This window comes from Microcystis sp. M20BS1 (assembly GCF_020245305.1).
GTDB classification, from domain to species: Bacteria; Cyanobacteriota; Cyanobacteriia; order Cyanobacteriales; family Microcystaceae; genus Microcystis; species Microcystis ichthyoblabe_A.
In genome coordinates, this window is record NZ_JADBUZ010000048.1 from 1 (window position 1) to 9,493 (window position 9,493).

The 9,493-nt window shown below is 39.9% G+C and carries 9 protein-coding genes and 2 pseudogenes; 10 read left to right on the top strand and 1 reads right to left on the bottom strand.

Annotation, left to right across the window (positions count from 1 at the left end):
• A pseudogene (locus tag IM507_RS05200) lies at positions 1 to 138 on the bottom strand (ISL3 family transposase); the annotation flags it as partial.
• 267 nt (positions 139 to 405) lie between these two features.
• Here IM507_RS05200 and IM507_RS05205 point away from each other — a divergent pair.
• From IM507_RS05205 to IM507_RS05240, 10 genes and pseudogenes are all read left to right on the top strand, one after another.
• Positions 406 to 1,209, top strand: coding sequence for a Uma2 family endonuclease (locus IM507_RS05205; RefSeq protein ID WP_069473798.1), 804 nt, complete (start codon positions 406 to 408; stop codon positions 1,207 to 1,209).
• 95 nt (positions 1,210 to 1,304) lie between these two features.
• Positions 1,305 to 2,225 carry a glycosyltransferase family 2 protein gene (locus tag IM507_RS05210; RefSeq protein ID WP_123230489.1) on the top strand — a complete coding sequence of 307 codons (921 nt, stop codon included), beginning with the start codon at positions 1,305 to 1,307 and terminating at the stop codon, positions 2,223 to 2,225.
• A gap of 13 nt (positions 2,226 to 2,238) precedes the next feature.
• Positions 2,239 to 3,264, top strand: a complete 1,026-nt coding sequence (locus IM507_RS05215; protein WP_184891200.1) for an FkbM family methyltransferase — start codon at positions 2,239 to 2,241, stop codon at positions 3,262 to 3,264.
• Between the two features lie 22 nt (positions 3,265 to 3,286).
• Entirely contained in the window at positions 3,287 to 4,012 is a 726-nt protein-coding gene (locus IM507_RS05220; protein WP_069475641.1) for an FkbM family methyltransferase, read from the top strand.
• Between the two features lie 199 nt (positions 4,013 to 4,211).
• Positions 4,212 to 4,661, top strand: a pseudogene (locus IM507_RS05225) (glycosyltransferase); the annotation flags it as partial.
• 279 nt (positions 4,662 to 4,940) lie between these two features.
• Positions 4,941 to 5,381: a glycosyltransferase gene (locus IM507_RS05230; RefSeq protein ID WP_287636741.1), complete on the top strand. Its 441-nt coding sequence runs from the start codon at positions 4,941 to 4,943 to the stop codon at positions 5,379 to 5,381.
• A gap of 72 nt (positions 5,382 to 5,453) precedes the next feature.
• Positions 5,454 to 6,236 carry a helix-turn-helix domain-containing protein gene (locus IM507_RS23445; protein ID WP_002737655.1) on the top strand — a complete coding sequence of 261 codons (783 nt, stop codon included), beginning with the start codon at positions 5,454 to 5,456 and terminating at the stop codon, positions 6,234 to 6,236.
• Complete coding sequence (locus tag IM507_RS23450) at positions 6,187 to 6,429, top strand: transposase (RefSeq protein ID WP_002736375.1); 243 nt, start codon at positions 6,187 to 6,189, stop codon at positions 6,427 to 6,429. The genes IM507_RS23445 and IM507_RS23450 overlap by 50 nt, the downstream gene beginning before the upstream one ends.
• A gap of 49 nt (positions 6,430 to 6,478) precedes the next feature.
• Positions 6,479 to 6,655 (top strand): transposase, encoded by a 177-nt coding sequence (locus IM507_RS23455; protein ID WP_353847187.1) that lies wholly within the window; start codon positions 6,479 to 6,481, stop codon positions 6,653 to 6,655.
• A 282-nt stretch (positions 6,656 to 6,937) separates the two neighbouring features.
• The gene (locus tag IM507_RS05240; RefSeq protein WP_190538087.1) at positions 6,938 to 9,178 is read left to right on the top strand and encodes a glycoside hydrolase; all 2,241 of its coding nucleotides are present in this window, start codon (positions 6,938 to 6,940) and stop codon (positions 9,176 to 9,178) included.
• Positions 9,179 to 9,493 lie beyond the last annotated feature (315 nt).

Here is a 9,493-nt window from a genome sequence, read left to right on the forward strand (position 1 = left end):
CAAGGTTTGATGGCAATTCGGACATTCAATTGTTTCATTTAAAAGAGCGAGCTTTAGGAAAATTGTCTGAGCAATTTTTTGATAATTGACCACTGTTACATTTGGTAAATCGAGGAGTTGATCAAAATTTATCCACATAACTCACCTCCTGTTCTGTGTTACCATTATACCATGCTCACACAGAACCTAGAAGGGCCAATGCGTCTTAGTCTAGAATTGTGATAGAACAGATAGTAATCCCCTAAACCCTTGACAATAAGCAGCTGAACAATGGGATTAAGCTCCTTGCCCGTTCACGAATCATTTAGAATTGCTGTAGCTACTCAATTAAAGTAGTATTTGCCTGAAAGAGGGCAAAAAATCTAGAAAATCTACATAACTAAACCCAAAATCTAGGACAGAAATATGGAAACTCTGACGTTTAGTCAACCAATGCAGTTAACTGCATTACCCACCCAAGATGAACTTCCCTGCGATGATGGAGTACCCATGGAAACTCAAAGGCATAAATGGCAGATGGATCTGTTAATAGACAGTATATCCCCTTGGCTAGACCGACGAGAAGATGGTTATGCCAGTGGCAATATGTTTGTCTATTTCAGTACAGCACAACTGAAAAATCAAGACTTCAAAGGACCTGATTTTTTTGCCGTCTTAGGTGTACCAAAAGGGGAGCGAAAAAGTTGGGTTACTTGGGAGGAGGGAAAAGCTCCCGATGTAGTGATTGAACTACTCTCAGAAAGTACCACCCAAATAGACAAAACCGAGAAAAAACAGATTTATCAAGATAAGTTACGAGTGCCTGAATATTTCTGGTACGATCCTTTTAATCCTGAAGATTTTGCCGAATTTGTCTTAGTTGATGGACTATATGAACCGCGGCAACCCAACGAGAAAGGATGGCTAATCAGTGGTCGTTTGGGATTAGCTTTAGTTCGTTGGCAGGGAAAATATAGAGGGGTAACAACCGTCTGGATTCGCTGGGCGACTTTAGATGGAATGTTGTTGCCAACCCCGCGAGAGTTGGCTGAAGAAGCACAACAGAAAGCTGAAGAAGCACAACAGAAAGCTGAAGAAGCACAACAGAAAGCTGAGGCAGCACAACAGCAAGCTGAAGAAGCACAACAGAAAGCTGAGGCAGCCGAAGAAAAAGCCGAACGATTGGCGGCTAAACTCAGGGAATTGGGGATTAATCCTGAAAGTCTCTGAATTCCTCTGGGTGGATTTTGGTAGTCCCACTAGCCTAGGGTTGACAATTTGGTCAGGCTGGGTTAGGATGCTACGAGTTAAAAGTAAATTCGTCTATGACTGACTTCCAACTAACCACTCCTGTGGCCTTCCTGATTTTCAATCGACCTGATACGACAGCGAGGGTATTTGAAGCCATTCGTCAGGCGAAACCACCTAAGTTATTAGTGGTTGCCGATGGTCCGCGTCCCGATAGACCAGATGATATTGAAAAGTGTAAGGCGGCCCGTGCTATTATCGAGGGTGTGGATTGGGATTGTGAGGTATTGACGAATTACTCTGATTTAAATTTAGGTTGTAAAAATCGGGTATCGAGTGGTTTAGATTGGGTTTTTGAGATGGTTGAAGAGGCGATTATTCTTGAGGATGATTGCTTACCAGATCCTAGTTTCTTTCGATTTTGTCAGGAATTGCTTGATTACTATCAAAATGATGAGAGAATCATGTCTATTATCGGTTGTAACTTTCAGTTGGGTCGCCAGCGTACCGAGTATAGCTATTATTTTTCTCAGATTAACCTTATATGGGGGTGGGCAACTTGGAGGCGGGCGTGGCACTATTATGATGGCGATATGAGTCTGTGGCCCGAAGTCAAACAGGATAATCTGCTTCAGTATATTTTACGGAATCCTCAAAAAACAAAATATTGGACAAAAGTATTTCAAAAAACTTATGATGAAGAGATTAATAGCTGGGGCTACCGCTGGATACTCTCTTGTTTTCTTCAGCATGGTTTAGCTATTATTCCTAATATGAATCTAGTTAGCAATATTGGTTTTGGTGCAAACGCTACGCACACAATAAATGCTAGAACTCCGGTTAACAGTGTTAATGTAGAAGAGATGGACTTCCCCCTACGTCATCCACCCTATGTAATTCCTCATATTGATGCAGATAACTTTACCTATCGTGTTTATTGTCAGGCATCTTTGATTGAGCGCATAGAGAGGAAATTAAAAACAATCTTTAAGCTTTGAATACAATTCTTACTTGTTTGCTAATATTGAAAATCTGAGACTTTCAATAAATACTTGGAAACCAACAACTTTCATTTTTTATATTACTATGTTTAAAAAAATGTTCAAAAATACGCTTAAGAGTGTTGCCTCAGCTTACAAATCTGCTGGATATCCTCTACTGCCAATTACAAAGTCTATTCGAGAACCGATGCGTTGGTTCTATCACCAATCCCTCTTATTACGTCATGATAGTAAATTCTATCTGAAACCTTTTTTATTAAAACAATTTCATGATTTATTGGTTGTAGAGCATCCCCAAGACTTCAAGATATATGGAGGAAAAATCAATTTTCGCTCTTCTGGCAGTTTAATGTCAGTTCAAGGATATTATGTTGGTGAAATAGAATACCACTTAGTTCAATATATTGTTAGTCAAATTAAACCTGGATTTGTCATGTTAGATGTAGGAGCACATCATGGTGTTTATACCCTAATTGTTGCCTATGAGCTAAAATCTCGTGGTTGGTCAGGAGTTATTCATAGTTTTGAGCCAAATCCACTAAATTTTTCCTTGCTCGAATACAATGTAAAGCAAAATCAACTAACTGATTACGTGGTTCTTCATAACGAAGCCGTATCCAATACAGAAGGAAGACAAAAATTACTGGCAGATTCTAGTGAGAATAGTGGCTGTCAATTAGAAAGCGTAGAAGTATTAGAACAAGGAAATAATCGAGATTTAATTCAAGAATATGAAATACAAGTATGTACCCTAGATGGTTTAATTGACCAGGTGCAAAATGTAAATATCATAAAAATGGATATTCAAGGGGCTGAGCCTCTTGCTCTTCAGGGATGCGAAACTATAATTAAAAGAGATAAGCCAATATTGGTGGTAGAAGCAGTTGAAAATTGGTCGTCAACTGACAAAACAAAAGAGTTCTTGAATGAACATAACTACGATATATATGGAGTCAGTTCCAAAGGAAAATTATGTCAAATCAATAGTCCTGATGTATTTGTTTCATGGGACTGGGTTGGATTGCCTCTTGAATAAAATTAATTATCACTCAAAATTTATGCCTAAAAAAATAATCAAGAAACTCGCCAGAAGTTTAGGAATTGATCTAAAAAGATACAATGTACAAACATCCGAAGCGGCGAAAATGCAGCGCTTGTTAGCCTATCACAATATTGACTTAGTATTCGATGTTGGTGCTAATATTGGGCAATATGCTAAATTACTGCGAGAGTTAGGCTATTCGGGGAGGATAGTTTCCTTTGAACCGCTGTCAAGTGCTTACTCTCAATTAAAAGCTGTCAGTGAAAAAGACCCTCTGTGGGAAATTGCTCCCCAAGCTGCCATTGGCAACCAAGAAGGTGAAATTATCATCAATATTGCTGGTAACAGCCAGAGTAGTTCAGCTTTGCCAATGCTGGATGCTCACGTACAATCTGCCCCCGAATCAGCTTACTCTGGTTCAGAAACAGTAAAATTGAGCAGGCTAGATACCCTGGCCAAGGACTATATCAAAAGCGAAACTAAATCCATTTTTCTCAAAATAGATGTGCAAGGATTGGAAAAACAAGTGCTAGAAGGGGCAACAGCAATTTTGCCTTTGGTTAAAGGTATTAAGCTTGAATTATCTTTAGTCCCTCTCTATGAAGGTCAAGTCCTGTTTAAAGAAATGATTGATATCGTAGAAAAATTAGGTTACGAACTGTACGGTATTGAACCAGGTTTTACTGCCGAAAAAACTGGGAGGGTGTTGCAGATGGATGGTATTTTCTTTAAACCAGATTAAATTTTTAATCTGGTAAAACATGAGCAAAGTTATTTGTTAATATCCTTTCTCAAATAGTGCTACACTATGTACACAATACATTGAGAAAATTGGGGTGCGAGAATTTCGGAGCGAACTCCCTAAATACATATACGGTGAGACTCCCGTTGAGGTACTACGTCACAGTCATACTGTTGGGTTCTATTTCCCCGTTAAACAGCAGGGGGAAATATGGTGGCATAAATTAGAGTTAGTGGTCTTCGGTGCCTCTGAACCAGTGAATCCGCCTGATTTTGGCTTAAAAACCCATTATTTAGGCAGATTAAATGATGATATTTCCCTAGCTTTAGTCTATGCCGCCGCCGATATTTTTGTCGCTCCCTCAATTGAGGATAATCTTCCCAATACAGTCATGGAAGCTCTCGCTTGTGCCACTCCATCTGTTGCCTTTAAAATTGGTGGAATGCCTGATATGATCGAACATCAAGAGAATGGTTATCTGGCTCACCCCTTCGAGGTGGAAGACTTAGCAAGCGGAATTAATTGGGTATTAGAAGATACAGAAAGGTATAACCAATTGTGCATTCGGGCAAGGCAAAAAGTGGAGCAAGAATTTACTCTTGAGATTCAAGCATCTAAGTATTTAAAGCTGTACAATGAAATATTGTAATATAAGCAACCTCGAAAAATTGCCTCTCTTTTCAATAACAGAAGCCTGAAAGCGCCTATAGCGTTTCCTGTTCGCAAGAGGTATATTATCGATGTTGAAAACCCTAATTAGCAAAGGTTTAACTGTGCCTCACAGGTGTGAGAAACGCTATATATCACGACACTACCCCTAGTGGTCTCCTGACTTTTCAAACATCCTTTAAGAAAAACATGGGACAATTAAAATTATTTCTATTCGGGCAAGCTTCTTAACTAGAAAGACTTTTAGTCTTGAGATAATATTAGGTCGAGGTCTAATGACTCTCAAGATAAAACAGTCAGCATATTAGAGCAAATCTCTCAAAGCGACTCTAGAGTTAAAATTATCATTAACGCTAGGAATTTTGGCTTTGTTCGTTCTAGCTATTACGGACTTTTACAAGGAACTGGGGATGCGGTTATTTTAGTCTTCGCCGACTTTCAATATCCCCCCGAACTAATCGTCAATTTTTTGGAGAAATGGGAGGAAGGCTATCAAGTTGTTAAAAAAATTAAAGACAAAAGTACAAATGTGAAGACAAAAGAAGGAATTTATCCAGAAATGAGAGAGTTAGGTTTAAGTCCAGGAACTCAACTATTTTTGAAGGATGTCAATATTACAAAAGAGCAGGGATTTGGACAGTTTAACTTAGCGGGTAAGTGGAAAACAACCTATGGGGGTTTTCAAACAAAAGAACCTTAATATATTCTGACAAATTTTGGGGATTTAGAGACGGCAATAATTGCCGATCAAAAAAGATTTGATATTGAGGAGATGTTCCGAGATTTTAAGTCGGGATGCTATAGCTTAGAAGGTTCTCAATTAGCACCGCAATACCTATCAAAGCTGATAATTGTTATAGCTATCGCCTATACAAGTGCCACACTACAAGGTAAAAAAATTAAGGATATGGGAATCCAAAAATATGTCACAAGACCCGAAAAAAGATATAAAGGTCAACGCAGACACAGCAGTTTTTATGTGGGTCAACATCTCTATCATTGGCTCCAGCTACATCAAATGTTCCCAAAAAATATAGAAGAGCTAATGCAAATTAGCCGCTATCGGTTGAAGGATTGCATCAAAAGACAAAGAGCGATATTGCTTGCCCTATCTACCTTCTGGCTCGCTTGTCCCCCTCTCAGGAGTTTTATGAGATTAAGACAGCATCATACAATCCGCTATGAATCGATGATTTATGAGAGAGTAAAAAATTGTAGTATCGAAGAAATAAGTCGAGAAGAAGGGTTAGGATGGGAAGAAGTTCAGTTAATATTTAATCACTGTGCTAAAGAACTAGAAAAGGAAGAGTGGGAAGCACCAGAACGAATAAGCTTAGATGAATTTAGTAACTTAAAAGGACATAAAGATTTCATAACAACGGTCGTAGATCTGGACAAGAAAATTTTACTAGATGTGATTAAAGGACATAAGCAAGATGAATTGGGAATCCTTAAAAGCACAGCCAGAAACAGTTCGGGAGAAGGTGAAAGAAGTGAGCGTCGATATGTGGTCAGGATTTACAGCAGTGAGCAAGGAATTATTTCCCAATGCTAAAATCATCTATGATCGTTTTCATGTAATGGCTATCATCAATGACGAGCTTAATAAATTGAGAAAGTTAATGGGGGTGCATGAAAAAGGATTACCTCATTTATTATGGAAGAATAAAGAGGACTTAAAGCACGAGCAAAAACAACAACTAGAAGTTATCCTGAAAGAACATTCATGCTTGGGAATAGTCTGGTAAATTAAAGAAGAAATTAGACAAATTTATCAAAGTAGTAAAACGTTCAGAGGTGCTGAGAGAAAATTGGAAAAGCGGGATATTATATCAAAGTAGTGCCAGCATGATCCAGAAGCATTTGCCTGGTATTTGTAATTACTTTGAAAATCATACAACTGGCGGATTAATTGAGGGAATGAATACCAAAATAAAGCTTATTAAAAGAATAAGTTATGAATTTACCAATTAAGCTGTTTGCTTGCTTTAATTCATAACAAAAATTAATACAGGAAAACCAGGAGAGCCCGCAATTTAAATTACGAACAGCTTACTGCTGAACTCCCAATACTCACCACCAGAGGAGCCGATCCTTTAACAAATACAAAGAGACGATACCCCCTCAAAACCAGTTGATAGGATTATGGTAGTGACCGAAATCAACTTTTAAGAATCTATAATGGGCTTTATTGTCCATTATTATCTAATATAACGGCTTTAAAGCCTGTTATATGTACTTTTTCTCGGTATTATCATGGCCTATCCTCTCTACGTCGCTTTTATTTGGCATCAACACCAACCCCTCTACAAATCCTGTCAAACTAGCACCGATGCTTCGGGACAATATCGCTTACCCTGGGTGCGACTGCATGGAGTGAAAGATTATCTCGATTTAATCTTAATTCTAGAACGTTTTCCCAAATTACACCAAACTGTCAACCTTGTCCCCTCTTTAATCCTGCAATTAGAGGATTACGTCAACGGACTAGCTATAGACCCCTATCTTGCTCTCACCGTCACCCCAGAAGCGCAGTTAACCCTGGCACAAAAACACTTTATCCTCGAACACTTTTTCGATGCTAACCATCGTACCCTGATCGATCCGCACCCCCGTTACGCCCAATTATACGCACAGCGTCAAGAAAACGGTCATAGTTGGTGTATTAGCCATTGGAATCTGCAAGATTATAGCGATCTCTTGGCTTGGCATAACCTCGCTTGGATCGATCCTATCTTTCACAGTGACCCAGAAATCGCTGCTTGGTTAGAACAGGGAAAAAACTTTACTTTAAGCGATCGCCAGCGAATTATCTCCAAACAGCGTCAAATTCTGCGTCGCATCTTGCCGCAACACCGGTTAATGCAGGAAACTGGACAACTAGAAATCATTACCAGTCCCTACACCCATCCAATTTTACCCCTGCTGTCCAACTCGGAAGCCGGCCGGGTAGCGGTGCCGAATATGACCCTTCCTCGCCAATATTTCCACTATCCTGAAGATATTTGCCGCCATCTCCAGAAAGCTTGGCAAATCTATATCGATCGCTTTGATAAACAACCTCGAGGACTTTGGCCCTCGGAACAATCCGTTAGTCCCGCAATTCTCCCCGCTGTCGCTAAACAGGGTTTTCAGTGGTTATGTTCCGATGAGGGGGTGTTAGGTTGGTCTCTGGGACATTACTTTCATCGCGACGAAAAAGGCAATATTAGCGAACCGGAATTGCTTTATCGTCCCTACCTTCTGGAAACTAGCAACGGCAATTTATCGATGGTTTTCCGCGATCATCGTCTCTCGGATCTGATCGGATTTAGCTATAGTGGCATTAAAGCGCAAGAGGCCGCTACAGACTTAGTTAAACACCTAGAAGCGATCGCCGAACAACTGAAAACTAACGCAGAAACCACGACCCTAGAAAAACCCTGGTTAGTTACCATTGCGCTAGATGGCGAAAACTGCTGGGAAAACTATCATCAAGACGGTTTACCCTTCCTAGAGAATCTTTATCAACTTTTAAGCGACCACCAAGCGATCAAATTAGTCACCGTCTCGGAATATCTCGATCGCTTTCCGGCTAATGCAAAAATACCCAGCCATCAACTTCATAGCGGCTCTTGGATCGATGCCAATTTTACCACTTGGATCGGCGATCCCGCTAAAAATAAAGCTTGGGAATATCTAATTTTAGCCCGTCAAACCCTCGCTAATCACCCGGAAGCGACGGAAGATAATAACCCCGATGCGTGGGAAGCATTGTATGCAGCGGAGGGTTCCGATTGGTTTTGGTGGTTTGGTTATGGTCATTCCTCCAATCATGACGCAATTTTTGATCAACTTTTCCGCGAACACCTGATCGCTCTTTATCAAGCTTTAAATGAGCCAATTCCCTCCTATTTGCTCGAACCGGTGGAAGAACACGGAGATAAACAAAGTAATCGTCCACTAGCTTTTATTCACCCCATTATCGACGGTTTTGGGGACGAACAGGATTGGGATAAAGCTGGACGGATCGAAATTGGCGGCGCCAGTGGTACAATGCACCGGACTTCCTTAGTACAAAGGCTCTTTTTCGGTTGGGATCACCTCAATTTTTATCTGCGTTTCGATTGGAAACCGGGGGCAGAATTAGGCAAAGATATCCCGCCTGAAGTGCATTTATATTGGTATTATGATGAAGTGCATCGTCTGCAAAGTCCAATTCCCCTAACAGATATTCCCCCTCGATCGCCCCTCAATTACGGTTATCATCATCATCTAGGGGTTAATTTAATCACGGAATTTACTTGGTTAGAAGTCGCTCAAGAATATTTGACTTGGCAACGAGTTCCTAGTAGTGCCAAAGCTTCTTTTAATCAATGTTTGGAGATTGCCGTCCCCTGGGAAGGATTACACATTGAACCCGATGCTCGTCTCCATTTAATCGCAGTTTTAGCTAATCAAGGTCAATACTATGATTTCCTCCCCGTTGAAGAATTAATCTTCCTGCAAAGACCTTAAATCAGTGATCAGTAATCAGTAATCAGTTTTTTAGTTATCAGCTATCAGCTAGAATCATTTATTAGTAAGTGATCAGTAATAGTAGAAAGATAAGTAGTCATGCAAAATAAATTTCCTAGTGAAGACAGGCAAGAGGCAATAGGCAATAGGCAATAGGCAAAAGCTTTATCGAAATGTGTAATTAATTTTGCTTAGGTACTTATGTTTTAGCTTCGCCAATTCAAAAATGAAACGCATCAACCTCAAGAGTTGACAAAGAAAGGCTCATCAGGTACTGTCTGATCATTAACAAAAACAAATCAGACCCAAAATGAG

Coding starts and splice junctions, on each gene's coding strand:
- IM507_RS23450 (WP_002736375.1), top strand. CDS start 6,187: ATGTGGTCAGGATTTACAGCAGTGAGCAAGGAATTATTTCCCAATGCT.
- IM507_RS05220 (WP_069475641.1), top strand. CDS start 3,287: ATGCCTAAAAAAATAATCAAGAAACTCGCCAGAAGTTTAGGAATTGAT.
- IM507_RS05205 (WP_069473798.1), top strand. CDS start 406: ATGGAAACTCTGACGTTTAGTCAACCAATGCAGTTAACTGCATTACCC.
- IM507_RS05210 (WP_123230489.1), top strand. CDS start 1,305: ATGACTGACTTCCAACTAACCACTCCTGTGGCCTTCCTGATTTTCAAT.
- IM507_RS05240 (WP_190538087.1), top strand. CDS start 6,938: ATGGCCTATCCTCTCTACGTCGCTTTTATTTGGCATCAACACCAACCC.
- IM507_RS23445 (WP_002737655.1), top strand. CDS start 5,454: ATGTTCCGAGATTTTAAGTCGGGATGCTATAGCTTAGAAGGTTCTCAA.